The organism is Actinosynnema sp. NPDC091369, from assembly GCF_044757065.1.
Lineage (GTDB): Bacteria > Actinomycetota > Actinomycetes > Mycobacteriales > Pseudonocardiaceae > Actinosynnema.
This window is the reverse complement of record NZ_JBIVUG010000003.1, coordinates 73,426-93,318: the sequence shown is the minus strand read 5'-3', so window position 1 is coordinate 93,318 and position 19,893 is coordinate 73,426. Positions and strand designations below refer to the sequence as shown.

17 protein-coding genes are annotated in these 19,893 nt (G+C 73.4%); 10 read left to right on the top strand and 7 right to left on the bottom strand.

The annotated features are described in order from the left end of the window. Positions 1 to 41: 41 nt before the first annotated feature. Positions 42 to 701, bottom strand: coding sequence for a ribonuclease FAU-1 family protein (locus tag ACIQMJ_RS12890; protein ID WP_499761151.1), 660 nt, complete (start codon positions 699 to 701; stop codon positions 42 to 44). A 109-nt stretch (positions 702 to 810) separates the two neighbouring features. Here ACIQMJ_RS12890 and ACIQMJ_RS12885 point away from each other — a divergent pair, with 109 nt between their 5' ends. The 3 genes from ACIQMJ_RS12885 (at position 811) to ACIQMJ_RS12875 (ending at position 4,170) form a co-directional block, all read left to right on the top strand. Further along, positions 811 to 1,485 (top strand): response regulator, encoded by a 675-nt coding sequence (locus tag ACIQMJ_RS12885; protein ID WP_499761150.1) that lies wholly within the window; start codon positions 811 to 813, stop codon positions 1,483 to 1,485. Next, positions 1,482 to 2,510, top strand: coding sequence for a HAMP domain-containing sensor histidine kinase (locus ACIQMJ_RS12880; RefSeq protein WP_499761149.1), 1,029 nt, complete (start codon positions 1,482 to 1,484; stop codon positions 2,508 to 2,510). The genes ACIQMJ_RS12885 and ACIQMJ_RS12880 overlap by 4 nt, the downstream gene beginning before the upstream one ends. A gap of 328 nt (positions 2,511 to 2,838) precedes the next feature. After that, positions 2,839 to 4,170 carry a DUF4153 domain-containing protein gene (locus ACIQMJ_RS12875; RefSeq protein WP_499761148.1) on the top strand — a complete coding sequence of 444 codons (1,332 nt, stop codon included), beginning with the start codon at positions 2,839 to 2,841 and terminating at the stop codon, positions 4,168 to 4,170. On the opposite strand, the gene ACIQMJ_RS12870 is transcribed toward ACIQMJ_RS12875, so the two are convergent. Continuing rightward, the gene (locus ACIQMJ_RS12870; protein WP_499761147.1) at positions 4,145 to 4,987 is read right to left on the bottom strand and encodes an alpha/beta fold hydrolase; all 843 of its coding nucleotides are present in this window, start codon (positions 4,985 to 4,987) and stop codon (positions 4,145 to 4,147) included. The genes ACIQMJ_RS12875 and ACIQMJ_RS12870 overlap by 26 nt on opposite strands. Positions 4,988 to 5,056: 69 nt before the next feature. Here ACIQMJ_RS12870 and ACIQMJ_RS12865 point away from each other — a divergent pair, with 69 nt between their 5' ends. The 3 genes from ACIQMJ_RS12865 to ACIQMJ_RS12855 all read left to right on the top strand — a co-directional run bounded on the left by ACIQMJ_RS12865 (position 5,057) and on the right by ACIQMJ_RS12855 (position 7,472). After that, entirely contained in the window at positions 5,057 to 5,677 is a 621-nt protein-coding gene (locus ACIQMJ_RS12865; RefSeq protein ID WP_499761146.1) for a TetR/AcrR family transcriptional regulator, read from the top strand. Between the two features lie 185 nt (positions 5,678 to 5,862). Further along, positions 5,863 to 7,002: a mechanosensitive ion channel family protein gene (locus ACIQMJ_RS12860; protein WP_499761145.1), complete on the top strand. Its 1,140-nt coding sequence runs from the start codon at positions 5,863 to 5,865 to the stop codon at positions 7,000 to 7,002. 44 nt (positions 7,003 to 7,046) lie between these two features. Then, positions 7,047 to 7,472 (top strand): hypothetical protein, encoded by a 426-nt coding sequence (locus tag ACIQMJ_RS12855; RefSeq protein WP_499761144.1) that lies wholly within the window; start codon positions 7,047 to 7,049, stop codon positions 7,470 to 7,472. 4 nt (positions 7,473 to 7,476) lie between these two features. On the opposite strand, the gene ACIQMJ_RS12850 is transcribed toward ACIQMJ_RS12855, so the two are convergent. Both ACIQMJ_RS12850 and ACIQMJ_RS12845 read right to left on the bottom strand, forming a co-directional pair. Then, positions 7,477 to 7,836, bottom strand: a complete 360-nt coding sequence (locus ACIQMJ_RS12850; RefSeq protein WP_499761143.1) for a hypothetical protein — start codon at positions 7,834 to 7,836, stop codon at positions 7,477 to 7,479. 115 nt (positions 7,837 to 7,951) lie between these two features. After that, on the bottom strand, positions 7,952 to 11,194 hold the full coding sequence (locus ACIQMJ_RS12845; RefSeq protein ID WP_499761142.1) for a S8 family serine peptidase: 3,243 nt from the start codon (positions 11,192 to 11,194) through the stop codon (positions 7,952 to 7,954). A 256-nt stretch (positions 11,195 to 11,450) separates the two neighbouring features. Between ACIQMJ_RS12845 and ACIQMJ_RS12840 the strand changes: the two genes are divergently transcribed. Next, positions 11,451 to 12,281: a hypothetical protein gene (locus tag ACIQMJ_RS12840; RefSeq protein WP_499761141.1), complete on the top strand. Its 831-nt coding sequence runs from the start codon at positions 11,451 to 11,453 to the stop codon at positions 12,279 to 12,281. A gap of 273 nt (positions 12,282 to 12,554) precedes the next feature. Here ACIQMJ_RS12840 and ACIQMJ_RS12835 read toward each other — a convergent pair whose 3' ends face one another. Then, positions 12,555 to 13,028, bottom strand: a complete 474-nt coding sequence (locus tag ACIQMJ_RS12835; protein WP_499761140.1) for a cupin domain-containing protein — start codon at positions 13,026 to 13,028, stop codon at positions 12,555 to 12,557. A 72-nt stretch (positions 13,029 to 13,100) separates the two neighbouring features. Here ACIQMJ_RS12835 and ACIQMJ_RS12830 point away from each other — a divergent pair, with 72 nt between their 5' ends. Further along, positions 13,101 to 14,753, top strand: a complete 1,653-nt coding sequence (locus tag ACIQMJ_RS12830) for an FAD-binding dehydrogenase (protein ID WP_499761139.1) — start codon at positions 13,101 to 13,103, stop codon at positions 14,751 to 14,753. 112 nt (positions 14,754 to 14,865) lie between these two features. After that, on the top strand, positions 14,866 to 15,579 hold the full coding sequence (locus ACIQMJ_RS12825) for a zinc ribbon domain-containing protein (protein WP_499761138.1): 714 nt from the start codon (positions 14,866 to 14,868) through the stop codon (positions 15,577 to 15,579). A 10-nt stretch (positions 15,580 to 15,589) separates the two neighbouring features. Here ACIQMJ_RS12825 and ACIQMJ_RS12820 read toward each other — a convergent pair whose 3' ends face one another. Next, positions 15,590 to 16,537, bottom strand: a complete 948-nt coding sequence (locus ACIQMJ_RS12820) for a hypothetical protein (RefSeq protein WP_499761137.1) — start codon at positions 16,535 to 16,537, stop codon at positions 15,590 to 15,592. A gap of 158 nt (positions 16,538 to 16,695) precedes the next feature. On the opposite strand from ACIQMJ_RS12820, the gene ACIQMJ_RS12815 reads away from it, so the two are divergent. Continuing rightward, positions 16,696 to 16,932, top strand: coding sequence for a hypothetical protein (locus ACIQMJ_RS12815; protein ID WP_499761136.1), 237 nt, complete (start codon positions 16,696 to 16,698; stop codon positions 16,930 to 16,932). 121 nt (positions 16,933 to 17,053) lie between these two features. Here ACIQMJ_RS12815 and ACIQMJ_RS12810 read toward each other — a convergent pair whose 3' ends face one another. Then, on the bottom strand, positions 17,054 to 19,810 hold the full coding sequence (locus ACIQMJ_RS12810; RefSeq protein ID WP_499761135.1) for an AfsR/SARP family transcriptional regulator: 2,757 nt from the start codon (positions 19,808 to 19,810) through the stop codon (positions 17,054 to 17,056). Positions 19,811 to 19,893 lie beyond the last annotated feature (83 nt).

Below are 19,893 nucleotides of genomic sequence, written 5' to 3'. Positions count from 1 at the left end.
CCTGCCCGAGAGCACTGCCGGATTCCTCCGTTCGGCTGCCGTCAGGGCGCCAGGTCCGCGGTGAGGGCGTCGGCGGGCAGCACGGGCGCGGGCCGGGAGGGGTCGGAACGCCAGGAGGGTCGGGTCGCGAACGGGCCCTCGCGGTTCTCCACCATGGCCACGACCTGGTCCCGGGCCCGCTCGACCGCCCGGTGGTCGTCCTCGCCCACCACGCCGAGGCGGCGGCCCCGGGCGTACTCGTCCTCGTCCTTCCAGGTCCACCGGGACAGGTCCGGCGCGATCACCAGGTCCAGCAGCAGGTCGAACGTGTCGAAGCCGAACGCCGTGCGCCGCAGAGGACGCTGGAAGTTCACGTACCAGTGCCGCAGCCGGTGCCCGTCGGACGGGTCGTGGAAGGCGTGGACGCCGAACCACGCGCCCGGCGGGTTCCACAGCAGCAGCGCCGTGTCGCGCCAGGTCCACGGGCCGAGCCGCCACCGGCCGGCCGCCAGGTCGGGCAGCGCCCGCTCGCGCGCGGCGTCCTCGCCGGTCCGCAGCCACTCGATCCAGGTGGTGGGCGCCCTGACCTCCGCACCCGGCGGGCAGCCGGCCACGAGGGCGTCGGGCGCGTCCTCCAGCACGTGCAGCGCGTACGCGGACCACACCTTCCCGCGGAAGACGTCGCGGCGGACGATCGTCGTGCCCGGTTGGAACCTCTCCATGCCCCTATGACGTGCGGGCACGAGGGCCGGTTGTGGGGTGTGGAGGTCTGCACAGGACGTTCACAACTCGCGCCGGTCACCTCCACGGCTCCGACATAGAGTCGGCCGCATGACACGCCGCGTTCTGGTGGTCGAGGACGACCTGACCATCGCCGAGTCCGTGGCCGCGCGGCTGCGGGCCGAGGGGTTCGAGGTGGACCTGGCGCACGACGGCCCGTCGGCCGTCACGCGGGCCCGGGACGTCCGGCCCGACCTGGTGGTGCTGGACGTGATGCTGCCCGGGTTCGACGGGTTGGAGGTGTGCCGGCGGATCCAGGCCGAGCGGCCGGTGCCGGTGCTCATGCTGACCGCGCGCGGCGACGAGACCGACCTGCTGGTGGGGCTCGCGGTCGGCGCGGACGACTACCTGACCAAGCCGTTCTCGATCCGGGAGCTCGCCGCGCGGGTGCACGCGCTGCTGCGGCGGGTGGAGCGGGCGGCGTCGGCGGCGGCGTCGCGGATCACCGTGGCCGACCTGGAGATCGACCTGGCCGAGCGGCGGGTGGTGCGCGGCGGGGAGGAGGCGCACCTGACGCCGACCGAGTTCGAGCTGCTGGTGCACCTCGCCGAGCGCCCGCGGGCCGTGCAGTCGCGGGAGCGGCTGCTCAGCGAGGTGTGGGGGTGGGCGGACGGCACGGGGACGCGGACGGTGGACAGCCACATCAAGGCGTTGCGGCGGAAGTTGGGCACCGACCTGATCCGGACCGTGCACGGCGTCGGCTACGCGTTGGAGGTGCCGCGATGAGCTTGCGGTCGGCGGTCGAGACGACCCTGGAGTGGCTGCCGCGCCCGTTGGACCCGGTGCGGTCGATCAAGCTGAAGCTCGGCATCCTGCTGGTGTCGGCGGCGGCGGCCGGGTTCACGTACTTCCGGGTGCGGATCGGGTGGCTCGCGCCGGGCACGACGTACGGCGCGATCGCGATCATGCTGGTGACGTCGCAGGTCATGGCGCACGGGATGACCCGGCCGTTGCGGGACATGACGGCGGCGGTGCGGGCGATGCGCGCCGGTGACTACAGCAGGCGGGTGCGGGCGACGGCGCGGGACGAGGTCGGCGAGCTGGCGAGCGCGTTCAACCAGATGGCGGCCGACCTCGGTGCGGCGGACCAGCAGCGGAGGGAGCTGATCGCGAACGTCTCGCACGAGCTGCGCACACCCATCACGGCGTTGCAGAACGTGCTGGAGAACGTGGTGGACGGGGTCGCGCAGCCGGACGCCGCGACGATGCGGACGGCGCTGGCGCAGACCGAGCGGCTGGGCCGGTTGGTGACGGAGCTGCTGGACCTGTCGCGGATCGACGCCGGCGCGCACCGGCTGGACCTGGCGGAGTTCCCGCTGGAGCCGTTGCTGGAGGAGGTCGTGGCGGAAGCCTCGGTGGCCGCCCGGGGGGTGCGGTTCACCGTGGACGTCTCACCGCCCGGGGCGACGGTGTACGCGGACGAGGCCCGGCTGGCGCAGGTGGTGGCGAACCTGCTGGACAACGCGGCGCGGCACGGTCCGGCCGGCGGTGAGGTGCGGATCTCCGCGTCGGTCGGGGCGGAGCTGGTGCTGGAGGTCGCGGACGACGGTCCGGGCATCGCGCCGCAGGACCGGGAACGGGTCTTCGAGCGCTTCACGCGGGGTGAGCGGGCCGGCGGCGGTGGCACGGGCCTGGGCCTCAACATCGCCCGCTGGGTGGTCGACCTGCACGGCGGCACGATCGCGGTGGTCGACGGCCCGGGCTGCCGGATCCGCGCCACCCTCCCGGCCACCTGCCCCGCCCCCGCGTGACCCGACCGACCCCAGCTGACCCGGCCGACCCACCTACCCGGCCGAACCGCACGACTCAACCGAACCGCTTGGCCGGCCGAACCGCATGACCCGGCCGGACCGCCTTGCCCGGCCGAAAGGCACTGCTTCGCAGGGGTCCCCGCCCAGGGGAACCCTGGCTTCTAGTCAACCACGAGGCACCGACAATTCCGGGCCCTGAGCCCGTTCCACCCCGCACCCCGTCGTGCCCGAAAGCCGACGGAACCCACGAACCCTCGAACCCACGACACCGCGCCACCCGCCGCCGAGGCAGAGCGGGCGGTGGCGCGCGCCCTGGAGGCGACACCCGATGACACCCAACCGCGTACTGCTCGCCGGCGCCGCCGGGGGGCTCGGGGCGGCCGTGCTGCTGCCGCTCGACGAGCCCGGCCTCGGCTGGGCCCTCACCGCGGCCCTCGTCTTCGCCCTGCTGCGCCAGGTCAGGGCGGGCTGGGCGCTGCTGTCCGTCGCCCTGTTCGCGGTCGGCGCGTTCGTCGCGGCCGAGTGGCTGTTCACGCTCTGCGCCATCGCGGGCTGCGCCGCCGGGTCGCTCGCGTTCACCGACGGCCGCTCGGCCCGCGGTCTCGTGCTCGGCTCGGTCGCGGTGCCGGTGGCGGCGGTCCGGGCGCTGCCCTGGCTGGCCCGCGGCGTCAAGGAGAACGGCACCCCGCCGCTGGCCCGACCGCTCCTGGTGACCGCCGGCCTGCTGCTGGTGTTCGTCCCCCTCCTCGCCGGGGCCGACGCCGCGTTCGCCGACCTCCTCGGCTCGATCGCCCCCGACGAGTCCGCCGGCCAACCGATCGTGCTGTTCACGACCGTCGGCCTGGGCACGATCGGGGCGGCCTACCTGCGGGTCTCGCCGCCGGCCCTGGACCACGCCACCGACCTGCCCCGAACGGTCGCGCGGCGGGACTGGGCGCTGCCGGTCGGCGCGCTGGCGCTGCTGTTCGCCGCTTTCGTGGCCGTGCAGGTCACCACGCTGTTCGGCGGTGACGAGCACGTCCTCGTCACCCCTGACCTGACCTACGCCGACTACGCCCGCAGCGGCTTCTGGCAGCTGCTCGCCGTCACCGTGCTGACCCTCGGCGTGATCGCCTTCGTCGCCCGGTTGGCCAGGCTGGACTCCCCGACCGACCGGAAGTGGCTGCGCGGCCTGCTCGGCGCGCTGAGCGTGCTCACCCTGGTGATCGTCGCCTCCGCCCTCGCCCGCATGTGGCTCTACCAGCAGGCTTACGGCTTCACCGTGCTCCGGGTCCTGGTCTCCGCCTGCGAGCTCTGGCTGGGCGTCGTCTACCTGCTGGTGCTGGCGGCGGGCGTGCGGCTGGAGGGGAGGTGGTTGGCCCGCGCCGTCGTGGGCACGGGGTTCGCCGCGCTGGTCGGGTTGGGCGCGCTCAACCCCGAGCGGTTCATCGCCGAGCGCAACGTCGACCGCTACCACGCCACGCAGAAGATCGACGTCTGGTACCTGGCCCGGCTCTCCGACGACGTGGTGCCCGCCCTGGCCGGCCTCCCGGAGCACGTGCGCGCCTGCGCCTTGGAGTTCCGCCGCGTGGGGGGCGACGACTGGCGTTCCTGGAACCTCGCCCGGCAACAGGCGAGGGAGGCGCTGCCGCGGCTCAGGCAGGGTGACTGTGAGCGGTGACGTGGTCCGCCACCAGCAGCGCCACCGCGCGGGCGTGCGTGACGGGCGCCCAGTGGCCCGCGTCGATCACGCGGCGCCGCACGTCCGACGCCCACCGCTCCACGTCCTCGGTCACGCCGGCGGTGACGTACCGGTCCCGCGACGGCTGCACCAGCTGCACCGGCACGTCGGTCCGCCGCACGCGCGGCGAGCGCAGCCGGGGCACGAAGTTCGCCCGGTACAGCGCGATGCCCTGCACGCCGTCCCGCACGACGGTGGGCGCGACGTGCGGCGCGGCGCCCTCGACCCGCCGCACGACCGTCGCCCAGCGGGGCCCGATCACGTGCCGCCACAGCAGCGGCGCGACGAACGGCAGGTGGAACATCGCGATGTACCAGGAGTGCAGCAGCTGCTTGAGGTGCCGGGTGGTCGGCTTGCGGCGCATCCAGTGGCCGACGTGGTCCAGGCACGGCCCGGAGATCGAGGTGTACGAGGCGATCGGCGCGTCCGGCGTGGTGACCGCTTCCCACGCCTGGATCGAGCCCCAGTCGTGCGCGACGACGTGCACCGGCGCGTCCGGGCTGACCGCCGCGACCACCGCGAACAGGTCGCGCGCCAGCACCGGCAGCCGGTAGGCGGCCAGTCCGCGCGGCGCGGACGACTCCCCCGCTCCGCGCACGTCGTAGGTGACGACGTGGAACTCCTCGGCCAGCAGCGGCACGACGTCGTCCCACACGCGGTGCGTGTCGGGGTAGCCGTGCACCAGGACGACGGTCGGCGCGGACTTGTCGCCGTGTTCGAACACGGCGAGCCGCGCACCCTCGGACTCCACGCGCACGTTGCCTCCGAGCACTTCCTACGCCTGCGTAGCTTTGTGAAAGCTACGACACCGTAGCAATATGGTTCGGTGAGCACAACGCGCCGCAAGTACGCACCGCGGCTGCCACCGGGGCAGCGGCGCGACCAGCTGCTGGACGGCGCGCTCGGCCTGCTCGCCGAGGGCGGTTTCGACGCGGTGACCATGGAGGCCGTGGCCCGGCGGTCCGGCGTCACCAAGCCGGTGGTCTACGAGCTGTACGCGAACCGGGCCGAGGTGGTCGCCGCGCTGCTGCGCCGCGAGGCCGACCGGGCGACCGGGCAGGTGCTGGGCGCGATGCCGGCCACCGACTTCGGCGACCGCTCGCCGGAGGACGTCTACACCGACACCGTGCGCGCGTTCGTCAACGCCGTCGTGGCGTCACCGGAGCGCTGGCGGCTGGTGCTGCTGCCGCCCGAGGGCACGCCGGTGGAGTTCCGGAAGCAGGTCGAGCTGGTGCGGACCCGGGTGCTGGCGCAGGTCAACGTGCTGGCCGAGCTGGGGTTGAAGGCGCTGGGCGCCACCGGGCTGGACGCCGAGCTGCTCGGCCACACCATGCTCGCGCTGGCCGAGATGGCGGGCCGGCTGGCGATCACCGACCCGGAGCGGTTCACGCCGGACCGGCTGGTGGGGTTCGTCGGCCAGGTCGCCCACCTGCTGCCGAGGGCCTGACCGAGCGTCGGCCCGACCCACGCGGCCCCGGCGGAACGGCAGCACGGACGTCGCCGGGCGACGGAAGCGCGGCCCGGTTGTGGTGAATCTCCTAATTCGCCCGAACGGGGTTCAAACGCGCCTGAACTACTCCGTTCGCGGGTACGGCTCCGAGGACGTACCCGCGCAGAGGAGGTGCCCTTCCCGTGCTCGCAGCCGTGGTCACGTTCGCCGGCTCGCTCTTGGTCGCACTGCTCGCCGTCACGCTCGTCCACCGGGTGGTCCGCCGCCTCGGCCGCCGGTCGGCGCTGTTCGCCGGGCTGGCGCGGCACGCGCACAAGCCGGCCCTGGCGGTGGCGGCGCTGGTCGCGGCGCAGGTGTCGCTCGGGGTGGCGGCGCACGGCGACTGGCGGCCGGTGGCCATGCACGTGACGGGAATAGCGCTCATCCTGGCCGGCGCGTGGCTGCTCGCCTCGCTGCTGGTGGTGATCGAGGACGCGACGCTGGCGCGCATCCGGGTCGACGTGTCCGACAACCGGCACGCCCGCCGCGTGCACACCCAGATCACGCTGGTCCGCCGCGTCACCGTGGTCGTGGTGAGCGTGCTCGCGGCGGCCGCGGTGCTGATGACGTTCCCCGGCGCGCGTGCCGCCGGCACCTCGATACTGGCCTCCGCCGGTGTCATCGGCGCCATCGCCGCGCTGGCGGCGCAGTCGTTGCTGGGCAACGTGTTCGCGGGCGTGCAGATCGCGTTCAGCGACGCCGTGCGGCTGGACGACGTGGTGGTCGTGGACGGCCAGTGGGGCCGCATCGAGGACATCACGCTCACGTACGTGGTCGTGCACCTGTGGGACGACCGGCGGCTGATCCTGCCCACCGCCTACTTCCTCAAGACGCCGTTCGAGAACTGGACCCGCACCCAGTCGGCGCTGCTGGGCACGGTGGAGCTGGACCTCGACTGGACCGTGCCGGTGGAGGACCTGCGGCACGAGCTGCGGCACGCGCTGGAATCCAGCGACCTGTGGGACGGCCGGGTGTGCGTGCTCCAGGTGACCGACGCGGTCGGGTCGTTCGTGCGGGTCCGCGCGCTGGTGAGCGCGTCGGACGCGGGCCGGCTGTGGGACCTGCGGTGCGTGGCGCGCGAGCACCTGGTCGGCTGGCTGCGGTCGCGGCACCCCGGCGCGTTGCCGCAGGTGCGGGTGCGTGAGCTGCCCAGGGCCGCCTCGGTGACGCCGACGACGGCGACGAACGGCTCGTCCGACAACCGGGTGTTCGGCGAGAGCGCGGACGGCGAGGAGCGCGTGCAGGCGTTCAGCGGGCCGGAGCAGGCCGTGCAACCGCGCTGACCCCGACTTCCGTCCTGGTGGCAGGATCGGCCGCAGGAGGACGCATGCGCAGGCTCGTGGTGACGGCGGTGGCGGGGCTCGTGCTGGCGGGCTGCGCGCAGCGGCCAGCCGACACCGGCTCGATGGACACCGGCTCGATCGGCACCCCGCCCGCGGTCACCTCGGTCACCGTGTCGTCGGTGCCCGTGCCGTCGACCAAGCTGAGCCCGCAGGGCCGGACCGCGCTGGACCGCGCCGCGCGCGACGGCGTGCGGGCGGTCGGGCTGACCGTGTCCACCGAACCCGGCAGGGCCGACGAGGTGGCCGCGACCATGGCCCGGCTCGGCGCGACCGTGGAGACCACCGACGCCGCCATCGGCTACGTCCGCGTCACGGTCCCGGTCGAGCTCGCCGGGCAGGTGACGGCGGTCGACGGGATCAGCCGGGTCGACGTCGACGAGCCGCTGGGCAACGGCGACCCGACGCCCTGACCGCTCACCGCGTCGCAGGCCACTTCCCGGCGACCACCCGCCAGAGCAGGACCACGGCGACGACGAGCCACAGGAACCCGACCGCGCCGTCCTCCAGCGTGCCCCGCTCACCGCCGCGATCACCGATCAGCGACACGAGGGTGGCGACGACCGTGATGACCGTGTGGGTCACGCTCGCGAGCACCAGCGCGGCCCCGATCCGCACGAGGACGTTCGCCCGGAACGCCCCCGCGGCGAAGACCAGGAGCGCGCACATCCCCGACAGCGCGCCGAACCACCCGACCTCGTTCAGCTCCGGCACGTACTCGTCCAGGCCGAAGTAGGCCACGACCATCGCCACGTGCCCCGGAGTCTCGGGCCGCATCGGGTGGTGCGGCGCGCCGCCGGCCGGTTGCGGCCAACGGCGCGTGGCCCCGACACGGCTCAGGGCCACCCCCGCGCGCGGCGGGGATGGCCCTGAGGGTCTTCCGGGTGTGGCGTCAGGCCACGTTCTTCAGGATCACCGCGCCGCGGCCGACGATGGCGCCGTCCGAGGTCTGCACGGTCAGCTCACCGCGCAGCACCCGGCCCGCACCGGCCTGGCCACCGGCGGTGACCGTCGCCGGAACGGTCCACGTCTCGCCCGCGGTCCGCTCCGAGTCGGTGTCGGTCACCGCGACCGAGCCGAGGCCGGCGGCGGCGAACAGGTCGATGTAGTCGTACTCCGTGGTGCCCGCGGGCACCTCGTAGCCGTCGACCTGCACCCGCCACGCGCCCGCGGCCGGGTTGGCGATCGTCACCGACTCCTCCGAGTCGCCGTCCGCCGACTGACCGGCCAGCACGCACGTGCCGGTGGTGCAGTTGTAGACGAACAGGTCCAGGTCGGCCGACACGTCGCTGGTCCGGCCGATCGTCGCGCGCAGCGACGTGGAGCCCGGGGCCACGGTCAGGTCGTAGAGCTGGACCGCCGCGTCGGCGATGGTCGGGCGGTCGATCCGGGCGCTGGCCAGGGAACCGCCGACGAGCTTGCCGGTGAACGCGGCCAGCGAGTTGGTCACCGCGTACTCGCGGCTGATCGGCGTGCCGATCGTGGCCGACTCGACGGTGTCCGGGTTCGGGCTGATCGTCGTGCCCAGCACGGACGCGGTCACCGAGTACGGCGCGGCGTCGGCGTCGGACGTGCGCCGGGCCTCGACCACGATCTCCCACACGCCCGGCAGCGGGTTGCTGACCGTGCGGCTGGTCGGCGAGCCACCGGCGCAGCCGGCGCCCGCGTCGGGGTTGTAGCAGTTGGTCGACGACGTGGTGTCGAACGGCACGCCGTACGGGTCGTAGCGCAGGAACCGGACCTGGCCCTTGCCGGCCTCGCCGCCCGCCGCCATGTCGACCTTCAGCGCGCTCGTGCCCGCGGGCACGTTCACGAAGAAGCTCTTCGACTGGTTGCGCGCGATCGTGCCGGTCTTGGTCACCGCGTACTTGCCCGCCGCGGTGAACTCGTCCGCGGCGAACACCGTGTTCAGGGTGAACACGTCGATGCCGCGGGTGCCCGGGTTGTCCAGCCGCAGCACGGCCGAGTGCGCGCCCGCCTTGGCCGGCTTGACCTTGACGTCGAACGTCACCGGCGTGTTCAGCGGCAGGCTGACCAGGGACTTCGACGAGAACGTGCCGTCGTTGCCCTGCCAGTTCACCAGGAACTGCTGGTTGCGGTTCGGGCCCGTGGTGCGGGTCAGGGTGTAGGTGCGGGTGTACTCCTTGCCCACGACGACGCCCTCGCGGTCGTGGATGCCGACACCCGTGTTCGGGGTGGCCAGCAGGCCCGACAGCGCGGTGTTCACGGTCACCGAGGTGCCGACCGCCTGCGTCTCCGGGTGGGCGTTGAGCTGCTCCCACGCGCGCTTGGTGTCGAACAGGCCCGCGCCCTGCTCGTACGCCTGGAGGGTGGAGACCCACTTGGCGCCGGACTGGATCGCGTTGCGCAGCGCCGCGACGGGCGGGCGCTCGCCGTTGTGCTCGGCCTTGTACGCGCTGATCAGCAGCGCGGCGGCGCCGGTCGCCTGGGGCGAGGCCATCGACGTGCCGTTGAACATCGCGTAGCCCGCGGGCAGGTCGTAGGTGCCGGCCACCGGGCCGGGGACCTGCCACTGCGGCACGGTCGAGATCGCCGAGCCGGGCGCGACGATGTTCGGCTTGAAGCCGCCGTCCTCACGCGGACCGCGCGACGAGAAGCCGTGCAGACCTTCCTTCTGCTTGGTCACCGAGCCGTAGTTGGACAGCCAGGTGTCCGCGGTGATGTACGAGCCGACGCTCATCGCGTCCGTGGCGACCGACGGGTCGCCGACGGTGTTCGCGCCGCCGCCGCTGTTGCCCGCGGAGATGAACACCTGCACGTTGTACTCGGCGATGGTGCGGTTGTAGAGCTCCGCACGCGCGTTGTTGCCGTCGTTGAGCGCCGGCAGGCCGCCGATGGAGATGTTGACGACGTCCGCGCCGTTGCGCGCCGCGTACAGCAGGCCGTCGATCAGGCCGCTGTTGGTGCACGACGGGGTGGACAGGCAGACCTTGACGGCCATCAGCTTCGCGCCGGGGGCGGCGCCGGCCATCTTGCCGCCGAACATCTTGTTCGCCGCGGTGATGCCCGCGACGTGCGAGCCGTGCGCCGCGGCGGAGATGCCGATGTTGACCCACGCCGTGCCGGCCGCGTCGTAGTTCGACTTGTCGGTCTGCACCACGAACGCCACGGTGTCCAGCACCGGCGTGGCCGGGTTGTCCGCGCCGAAGTGGCCGACGTCCTTCTTGTACTTGTAGTCGATCATCGCGGCCTGGTCGGTGAAGTCACCGTCGCCGTCGGTGTCGACCCGGACCTCCTTGGTCGTGATGTCCTGCAGCACGCCGAAGGAGTCGGTGCGGTCGCCGTCGCGGTTGATGTCACCGCCGGTCTCGCTGTTGGCCAGGCCCAGGTCGCCCGCGGTCTCGCGGAACGTGCCGAAGCTGAACGGGCCGCCGGTGGCGGGCGCGGTGTAGTTCGCGCCGCCCGCGGTGAACTTGCCGTTGTAGCGGCCGGAGACCTGCAACCAGGTGCCGTCGCCGGAGTTGGTGGCGTTGGCGTTGTACCAGTCGACGACCTTGCGCTCACCGGTCGTGGTGGTCGCCAGCGCCGGGTGGTCCAGGTCGATGCCGGAGTCCATGATGGCGATCGTCGTGCCGCGGCCGTCCCACTTGGGGTGCTCGTCGGTGAACTGCGCCGCCTTGGTGTCCTGCGTCGGCATGTACGGGTTCTTCTTGGGCGTCTTCGCGCCCGGCGCCGGCTGCGGCAGCGGCGAGGTCGCGCCGTCCGGGCGCGGGTCGTCCAGGACGACCAGGCCGTCCACGTCCACCGAGTTCACGGACGCGAGCTTGGCGGCCTTCTCGGCCTTGTCCCGGGGCACCGAGACCTTGAGGTAGTCGACATCGCGTTCGGTGGACTCGACCACGCCGCCGAGGGCCTTGAGGTCGTTGGCGGCGGAGTCCAGCTTGCCCTCTTCGGCGGCGACCAGGAGCGTGACGTTCGCCTGACCGGCCTGCTCGGCCTCGGCGATGCGCTCCCGGTCCTGCTTGTCGAGCTGCTTGTCGGCGGGCGCGGGCGCGGAGGGCGCCTCTTGCGCGACGGCCGACCCGGCGGCGAAGCCGAACCCAGTGGTGCCCAGCACGGCGGCCAGCAAGGCCGCACTGGTGCGGTGTCTCCACCGGCTTCCTGAGTTGATCACGGCGCAAACCCTTCGTGGGGAAAGATTGGCGCAAGCACATCTCCCCGGCCCCCGGGTAACAATCGGACGTTCAGCCCAATAGGAAAGTCCACATTGGACTGAACGGTCTATTGCGCAAACACGCGAGAAGTGCCGCACAACACCGGAACGGGTGCGACACCTCCAGTCAAGAGCCGACCGGTCGGAATGTCAAACACTGTCAACGGTGAACCGTTCGAGTGGGCTGCGAATCCGTAACAAATCGCACATCAACGCGATGGCGGGCACACTGGTCGACATCGTGGACGCCGCACCGATCGACCGGATAGCCGACGAGCTGTACGCACTGCCGCCGGCGGAGTTCGTCGCGGCCCGCGACGCCCACGCCCGGCTGGCCGCCGACCGCGGCGACAAGGCGTTGGCCAAGCAGGTCGCGGCGCTGCGCAAGCCCACCTCGTCGGCGTGGGCGCTGAACCTGCTGGCCCGCGAGGCCGCGGCGGACCTGACCGAGGCGCTCGCTCTGGGTGACGAGCTGCGCGCGGCGCAGGAGGAGCTGCGCGGCGGGGCTTTGCGGCAGCTGAGCGCGCGGCGGCGGGCCGTGCTGAGCGCGCTCGTGCGGCGGGTGGAGGCGCTGGCCGGAGACGCGGGCCGGCCGCTCGGACCCGACGCCGTGCAGCAGGTGCGCACCACGTTGACCGCGGCGCTGGCCGACGCCGTGCTCGGCGCGCGGATCCGGGCGGGACGGCTGGTCAAGCCGGTCGAGCAGTCCGGCTTCGGCCCGTTGAGCGAGACCGCGACCCCGGTGCGCGACGACCTGGCGCCACGCCGTGAACAGCGGCGGGAGCGGCAGCTCGCCCGGGCGCGCGACGAGATCAGCGGCGCGCGGGACGACGTGCGGAAGGCGGACGCGGCCGTCGCGGAGGCCGAGCAGGCCCTGGCCGAGCGCGAGGAGCACACTGCCGCGCTCCAGGCCGAGCTGCGGCGGGCGCAGCAGGCCGAGCAGGAGGCGTCGACCAGGCTGGCGAAGGCCAAGCGCCGCGCCGGGACCGCCCGGGACAAGCTCGCGGAGGCGGAGACCCGGATGACCGAGCTGCGCGGCGACGCCTGATCCGCGGCCCGCGACGAGGGCCGCCGACCACTCAGCGTGACTCCCGACACCCTGCCGCCCCCGGGGGAACACCCGCAGGTCACCACCCGTTCTACTGCTGGTCGGCACGTGGACGCCGCACCGGACGTCAGGCCCGCAGGGCACCTCCCCCCAAGCCCGCGCGGCACCTCTCCCCGAGACGTTGCAGGTGCGCCCACGCACGCCCGACCGCCGCCGGCCGAACGGTTCCCCCCACCGCACGGCCGGCGGCCTCAACTTCCCCGTCACCGCAGCTCAGACCATGTACTGGTCGTGCCGGGCGTAGAACTCGGCCCACTCCGGCGCGCTGAGCTGCCGACCGGAATCCACGATCTCCGCCAGTTCCCGGAAGTACTTCTCCCGCGGCGGGGCGGGGGCGAACAGGATCAACATCGACGCCGGTTCGTCGGAGTCGTTCCGGAAAGCGTGCACACCGCCTTCCGGGACGTACAGGAAATCACCCGCCGTGCCCGTTACCCAGTTGTCACCGTTGAAGAGCCGAACCGCTCCGGAGATCACGTAGAACGACTCCGAGAACGTCCGGTGGAAGTGCGGCTCGGGGCCGCCGGCGCGCGGCTCCATCCGCCAGTCGAACAGCCCGAACTGCCCGCGCGTGACGGAGCCGGGCGCGACCAGCCGGTTCCGGGTCCGCGGCCGGTCGATCGCGTCCACCTCGGCCACCGGCCGCCACACCGCGCTGACCTCACCGCTGTCCCCCGCGTACGACACCGTGCACCAACTCCCTAAAGTGAATTTTGTTCAACTCTCGTCCGCCGTCGGACTTCGATCTAGACTCGCCCGATGGCGGATGCGGATGTCATCGTCGTCGGCGCGGGCCTCGCGGGCCTCGTCGCCACGGCCGAACTGGTCGACGCCGGGCGCAAGGTCATCCTGCTCGACCAGGAGCCGGAAGCCTCGCTCGGAGGTCAGGCGTTCTGGTCGTTCGGCGGGTTGTTCCTGGTCGACAGCCCGGAGCAGCGGCGGCTGAAGGTCAAGGACTCGGCGGAGCTCGCCCTCCAGGACTGGCTGGGCTCGGCCGCGTTCGACCGGGACGCCGACCACTGGCCGCGTCAGTGGGCCGAGGCGTACGTGCACTTCGCGGCCGGCGAGAAGCGGTCGTGGCTGCACGCGATGGGCGTGCGCTGGTTCCCGCTCGTGCAGTGGGCCGAGCGCGGCGGGTACCTGGCCGACGGCCACGGCAACTCCGTGCCGCGCTTCCACGTCACCTGGGGCACCGGGCCGGGCATCGTCGCGCCGTTCGAGCGGCGGGTGCGCGAGGGCGTGGCGCGCGGGCTCGTGCAGCTGAAGTTCCGGCACCGGGTGACCGGGCTGACCACCACCGGCGGCGCGGTCGACGGCGTGCGCGGCGAGGTGCTGGAGGTCAGCACGGCCGGCCGGGGCGAGCCGAGCTCGCGGGCGGTGTCCGGGGAGTTCGAGCTGCGCGCGCAGGCCGTGGTCGTCACCTCCGGCGGCATCGGGGCCAACCACGAGATGGTGCGCCGCAACTGGCCGTCCCGCCTGGGCACGCCGCCCGAGCACATGCTGTCGGGCGTGCCCGACCACGTGGACGGCGAGATGCTCAAGGTCGTGCAGGACACCGGCGGCGAGATCATCAACGAGGACCGGATGTGGCACTACCCGGAGGGCATCGCCAACTACGCCCCGGTGTGGAGCAGGCACGGCATCCGCATCCTGCCCGGTCCGTCGTCGCTGTGGCTGGACGCGACCGGCTCGCGGCTGCCGATCCCGCTGTTCCCCGGGTTCGACGCGCTGGGCGCGTTGGAGCACATCGTGAAGACCGGGCACGGCTACTCGTGGTTCGTCCTGAACTCCAGGATCATCGGCAAGGAGTTCGCGCTGTCCGGGTCGGAGCAGAACCCCGACCTGACCGGCAAGGACGTGCGGGCCGTGCTGAAGCGGGCCATGCCGGGCGCGGTCGCGCCGGTCGAGGAGTTCGCCAAGCGGTCCGAGGAGTTCATCTTCGGCCGCACGCCGGAGGAGCTGGCCGCCGGGATGAACGCGCTCACCGGCACGTCGTTGATCGACGCGGCGGCGCTGCGGCGCACGATCGTCGAGCGCGACCGGCAGGTGGTGTCGGGGCTCGGCAAGGACATGCAGATCAACGCCATGCGCGAGGCCCGCAAGTTCATCACCGACAAGCTGATCCGCGTCGTCGAGCCGCACCCGTTGCTGGACCCGAAGGCCGGGCCGCTGATCGCGGTGCGCCTGTCCGTGCTGACCCGCAAGACGCTGGGCGGCCTGCACACCGACCTGTCGGCCCGGGTGCTGAAGGGCGACGGCACCGTCCTCGAAGGCGTGTACGCGGCCGGTGAGGCGTCCGGTTTCGGCGGCGGCGGCGTCCACGGCTACCGCGCGCTGGAGGGCACGTTCCTGGGCGGGTGCCTGTTCTCCGGCCGGGTGGCGGGCCGCGCGGCGGCGCGGGCGACCGGCTGACGTTGGACAACCAACGGCCAAATAGTGGCCAAACGCCGCACGGGGCGGCGCGGCGGCGAGGCCGGGGCTAGCGTGGTCTGTCTTCTTCGCCACGACACGGCAGGGACGCCCCATGAACGTCTGCGGCAGGTGTGGAACCGGTCAGACGCCCGGCCTCCGGTACTGCACGGCCTGCGGCGCGGACCTCGGGAGCTGGTCCGTCCAGGACCGACCGGACGCCCCGCGCCTCCCGCTGCCGCTCCTGGTCACCGCGGTGGTGGTGGTCGCCATCACGCTGGTGGCGGCGTCCGTGGTCGCGGTGCGCTACTCGAACCGCCGGGTCGCGGGCGTCGCGACGGCGGCTGAGGCGGGCGCGGCGACCCCCCGGGTGCCGACGTGGACGTGGACACCGGCGCCGGTCACCACAACCACCACCACGCCCACCACCAGCGCCGTCCCGCCCGACGAAGTCGCACGCCGCAACCTGGACGCGCAGGTGGCCGCCGACCGGGCGGCGGTCGAGTCCCTCGTGGACCGGTGGGTGCCGCAGCTGTCCTCGAAGCGGGTGGGGCTCGTGGTGCACGGGGTGCGGTTCACCCACGAGGACATCTGGCGGGACTTCCAGCTCACCGAGGCCAGGTACCCGAACGCGCTGCTGCTGTCCTCCGCGGACTTCGTCAGCTTCGACAGCGGTGACTTCTGGGTCACGGTGGTGCCCCACACGTACGCCACCGGCGCGGAGGCGAACGCGTGGTGCGACCGCGAGCGCATCGGTCCGGACGACTGCTTCGCCAAGCGCCTCACCCACACCGGGACGTCCGACGGCACCACCGTGCTGCGCCGCTGACCGCTCCCGTTCAGGTGCCGGGCACCTCGGGCCGCCAGCGGATGCCGTAGACGTGCCCGGGACGCAGGTCCGCGAAAGCGGCGTGCGCCTCGTGCACCGCGTCGACCACCAGCTCCTCCTCGGCCGTCTCCCGGTCGGTCGCGAGCGTTCCCCGGACCGGGCTGATCGCGGCGGGCACGTGCGCGGCCGGGAACCGGACCGTCACCTCGAACGACTCGCACCGCCGTTCCGGGCGGTAGAGGTGGTGCGCGCGGGTGCCGTCACCCGCGGCGGTGACGACCAGGCCGCACTCGTGCCGCTGACCCGCGTGCAGGGTGCGGGGCAGGCGCAGGTCGAGCAGGAGGCGTCCGTCCGGCGTCCGCTGCTCGCCGGCCACCTCGACCCCGAAGAGCGGCACGACCCGCAGGCCCGCCGCGGCCCGGGACGGCCCGCACGGCGGGGTCACCGGCACCCGGACGCGGTCGCCGATGTCGTGCTCGGCCAGCACCACCCAGCGCTCGACGCACTGCGGCTCCGGCACGTCCAGGCGGACCAGCGCCTCCCGCCGCTCGACGTGCCAGTGGTCGGCCTCGCCTGCCGGTGGGTCGAGCCGGGCGGCGGCGTTCTCGGCGAACAGGTCGATCGCCTCTTCGACGCGTCGCCGGACGGTGCGGACGTCGCGGTGCAGCGCGACGGCCAGCGACCGCTCCCGGTCGCCCAGGAACTTCCCGGCCACGTCGACGTCCAGCGCGAGCGCGGCGACGAACACCGCCCGCAGGTCGACCGGCAGCCCCTCGCTCCACCCGCGCAGCGTCGCGCGGACCTTCTCCCGGACCGCGGCGTGCGAGTCGGTGTCGCGGACACCGCACAGCGCCCGCAACGCCGGGCCGACCTCGTCGCCGAGGCGCGCCGCCTGGGCCCCGCGACCGCGGCGGAGCCTGCGCAAGTCGGCCGCCAGTCCGGCCGGGGAGACGTCCACGCGGTGCTCCGTCCGGTCAACCGAACCGACCTCCAGTGTGGGCACGTCCCGTCGTCCGCGCCGGATGCCGCCGTCACCCGAGCGAGTGACGGCGGGGCGCGCGTTATAGAGAAGGGCACAACCGCCGCCGGCAGGGTCGGGTGATCATCCGCCCAGCAGTGGGGACGAGAGATGACCGAACGACCGACCCGGCCGCGCACGCTCCCGCACGCCTTCGCGGTGCTCGCCGCCGTCCTCCGGACGGCTCCCTCCTGGGCACCGCCCGCAGCCACCAGGAGGGCACCGCCTCCCCGGACCGCTTCAGCACCACCGGCGAGGCGTACGTGGACCAACCGGACGGCACCACCGCCGGCCCCTACCCGGCCTCCATGACCGGCACCCCCACCCGCCGCTGACCCGAGCGTTGAACTCACCGGTCCCGAACGTTCGACTCACGGGTCCTGAGTGTTCGACTCTCGCGTGAGTCGAACGCTCAGGACCCGAGAGTCGAACGCTCAGGTCCCCCGAGTTCAACGCTCAGGACGCGTGCGGGCGGTGGTCCGGGAGCGGGAGGGTGGTCAGGTCCAGCTTGCGGGCCACGTCGTCGGCGTCGGGCAGGCGCAGGTCCCGGTACAGCTGGAGGGCGGCCAGCCAGTGCGGACGGGCGGCGGCCTGGCCCTCCGACTGCTCCAGCACGTCACCGATCGCGCGGTGGCACAAAGCCTCCTGGTAGCGGTCGCCCAAGCGGGCGGCCAGGGCCAGGCCCGCGCGGTACGACTCCAGGGCCTCGTCGGCACGGCCCAGTTGCTGCGACGCCGCGCCCACGGTGTGCAACGTGGCCGTGTGCGCCTTCGACGGCGCGGACGGGAACAGGCTCAACGCCTCCGTCGCGTGCCGCAACGCCTCCTCCGGCTGGTGCTTGCGCAGCAGCACGTTCGCCAGGTTGTTCTGGATGCTCGCCTGCGACCGGTTGTCCCCGACCTCCCGCGCCACCTCCAGCGCCTCCAGGATCGTCTCCTGCGCGCGGTCGAGCTGGTCGTCCGCCATCAGGCAGTACCCGAGGTTCGCCAACGCCGCCAGCTCCAGGTGCCGGTCGCCGTCCGCCAACGACGCCGCCCGCGTGCACGCCTCGACCGCCTCGTCGATCCGCCCCATGTCGGCCAGCGTCGACCCCAGCCGCAGCAGGAACGTCGCCTCCGCGTGCCGGTCGCCCAACGACCGCGCCGCCGCCAGCCCGATGCGGCACAGCGCCAGCCGGTCCAGCCGGTTGCCCCGGCGGAAGTGGAACGCGTCCAGGCACAGCGCGAGCTGCCACGTCCGCTCCCGCTGCCCGCCGTTGACCGCGATGTCCAGCGCCAGCCCGAGGTTCGCCTCCTCCAGCGTGAACCAGTCCAGCGCCGCCGCGTGCGACGACAGCTCCGGGAACGACGCGGGCCGGTGCTCGGCCGGCCCGAACGGCCGCACGTGGTCCGACAGGTGCGCCCGCGCCCGGTCGGCCACGTGCAGGTAGTAGTCCAGCAGCCGGTTGGTCGCCACCTGGTTGTCCACTTCGGACTCGGTGGCCGCCAGGTGGTGCGTGAACAGCCGCACGAGGTCGTGCCGCGAGTACCGGTCCGGCGTCGACTCGTGCAGCAGGTTCGCGTACGCCAGGGTCCGCAGGTGGGTGCGCGCGCTGACCACGTTGATGTCCAGCAACGCCGCCGCCGTGTAGCTGTCCAGGTCGGTCCCGGGGTGCAGGCCCAGCCGCCGGAACAGCCGCGCCGCGCCCTCCGGCAGCTCCCGGTAGCTCACCGCCAGCGCCGCGTGCACCCCGCGCCCCGCCTCCGGCAACGACAGCGCCGACAGCCGCCCCTGCTCGTCGCGCAGCTCGTCGACCAGCGACTGGATCGTCCACCGCGGCCGTGACGCCAACCGCGCGCCCGCGATCCGCAGCGCCAGCGGCAGCCGGTCGCACAGCTCCACCAGCTCGGCCACCGCGTCCGGCTCCTGCTCGATGCGCTGCCGTCCCAGCAGCGCGGTCAGCAGGTCCTCGGCGCTCGACTCCGGCAACGTCGGCACGTGCAGCGACGACGCGCCCTCGGTCACCACCAGGTCGTCCAGCCGGTGCCTGCTCGTCACCAGCACCAGGCACCGCGCCGAACCGGGCAGCAGCGGCCGGACCTGCTCGGCCGACCGGGCGTTGTCCAGGAACACCAGCACCCGCCGGCCGGCCAGCAGCGACCGGTACTGCGCGGCCTGGCCCTCCAGGTCCACCGCGATCTGCGAGTCCGTCAGCCCCAGCGCCCGCAGGAACCCGATCAACGCCGTGCGCGGGTCCAGCGGCTCGGTCTCGTCGAACCCGCGCAGGTTCACGAACAGCTGCCCGTCCGGGAAGTCCCCGGCCACGCCGTGCGCCCACCGCAGCGCCAACGCCGTCTTGCCCACCCCGGCCGGACCCACCAGCAGCCCGATCGCCGAGTCCTGCCCGATCAACGCCGCGCCGAGGTCGGACAGCTCCTCCTCGCGCCCGACGAACCCGCGGTGCTCGCGCGGCAGCTGCGCGGGCGCGCGTTCCACCGGCGCGGCCGGCGCGGTGTCACCCGCCAGCACGGTCTGGTAAGCCTCCCGCAGCTCCGGCCCCGGGTCCACGCCCAGCTCGTCGACCAGCCGCTCCCGCGTCCGGTGGAACAGCGCCAGCGCCTCGGCCTGCCGCCCGGTCCAGTGCAGCGCCAGCACCAGCCGCGACACCAGCGCCTCGCGCAACGGGTTGGCGTCCACCGCGTCGCGCAGCGCGGACACCGCCTCGGCCGCCCGGTCCAGCCGCGTCAGCCGGGTCGCGAGCTCCTGCACGGCCACCAGCCGCAGCTCCTCCAGCCGGGCCGACACCGCCTCCCGGAGCTGGTCGCCCGGCACGTCGGCGAGCAGCGGGCCGCGCCACAGCGCCAACGCCTCCCGCAGCAGCCGCACCGCGTCGTCGTCCGCCGCCTCGCGCGCGCTCGCCAGCAGGTCCTCGAACCGGAACACGTCGACGGCCGCGCGTTCGCCGGTCAGCACGTAGCCGGGGGCGCGGGTGACGAGCGCGACACCGCCGGAGAGCACCTTGCGCAGCTGGGCGATGTGGCCCTGGAGGGCGGCCTTGGCCTGCGGCGGCGGTGAGCCGTCCCACACCAGCTCCAGCAGCCGGTCGCCGGACACCACGCGGTTCAGCTCGAGCGCGAGTGCCGCGAGCACCGTCCGCCGCTTGGCCGCGCCCAGCCGAACAGCCTCCCCACCTGCGGAAACCAGCTCGACGGGGCCAAGCAGGTTCACCCGCATCCGCAAGCCCTTTCGGCGTTGTCACCGTGTAGTCGAAGAGTTTCCCACAGTCGTCGCGGCGCTCCGGCGGGCCGCGTTGGGCG

Bases quoted from the DNA above. Each gene is read 5' to 3' on its own strand.
- ACIQMJ_RS12830 (WP_499761139.1), top strand. From the start codon at position 13,101: ATGGCGGATGCGGATGTCATCGTCGTCGGCGCGGGCCTCGCGGGCCTC.
- ACIQMJ_RS12810 (WP_499761135.1), bottom strand. From the start codon at position 19,810: ATGCGGGTGAACCTGCTTGGCCCCGTCGAGCTGGTTTCCGCAGGTGGG.
- ACIQMJ_RS12880 (WP_499761149.1), top strand. From the start codon at position 1,482: ATGAGCTTGCGGTCGGCGGTCGAGACGACCCTGGAGTGGCTGCCGCGC.
- ACIQMJ_RS12855 (WP_499761144.1), top strand. From the start codon at position 7,047: ATGCGCAGGCTCGTGGTGACGGCGGTGGCGGGGCTCGTGCTGGCGGGC.
- ACIQMJ_RS12875 (WP_499761148.1), top strand. From the start codon at position 2,839: ATGACACCCAACCGCGTACTGCTCGCCGGCGCCGCCGGGGGGCTCGGG.
- ACIQMJ_RS12885 (WP_499761150.1), top strand. From the start codon at position 811: ATGACACGCCGCGTTCTGGTGGTCGAGGACGACCTGACCATCGCCGAG.
- ACIQMJ_RS12850 (WP_499761143.1), bottom strand. From the start codon at position 7,836: ATGCGGCCCGAGACTCCGGGGCACGTGGCGATGGTCGTGGCCTACTTC.
- ACIQMJ_RS12840 (WP_499761141.1), top strand. From the start codon at position 11,451: ATGGCGGGCACACTGGTCGACATCGTGGACGCCGCACCGATCGACCGG.
- ACIQMJ_RS12825 (WP_499761138.1), top strand. From the start codon at position 14,866: ATGAACGTCTGCGGCAGGTGTGGAACCGGTCAGACGCCCGGCCTCCGG.
- ACIQMJ_RS12890 (WP_499761151.1), bottom strand. From the start codon at position 701: ATGGAGAGGTTCCAACCGGGCACGACGATCGTCCGCCGCGACGTCTTC.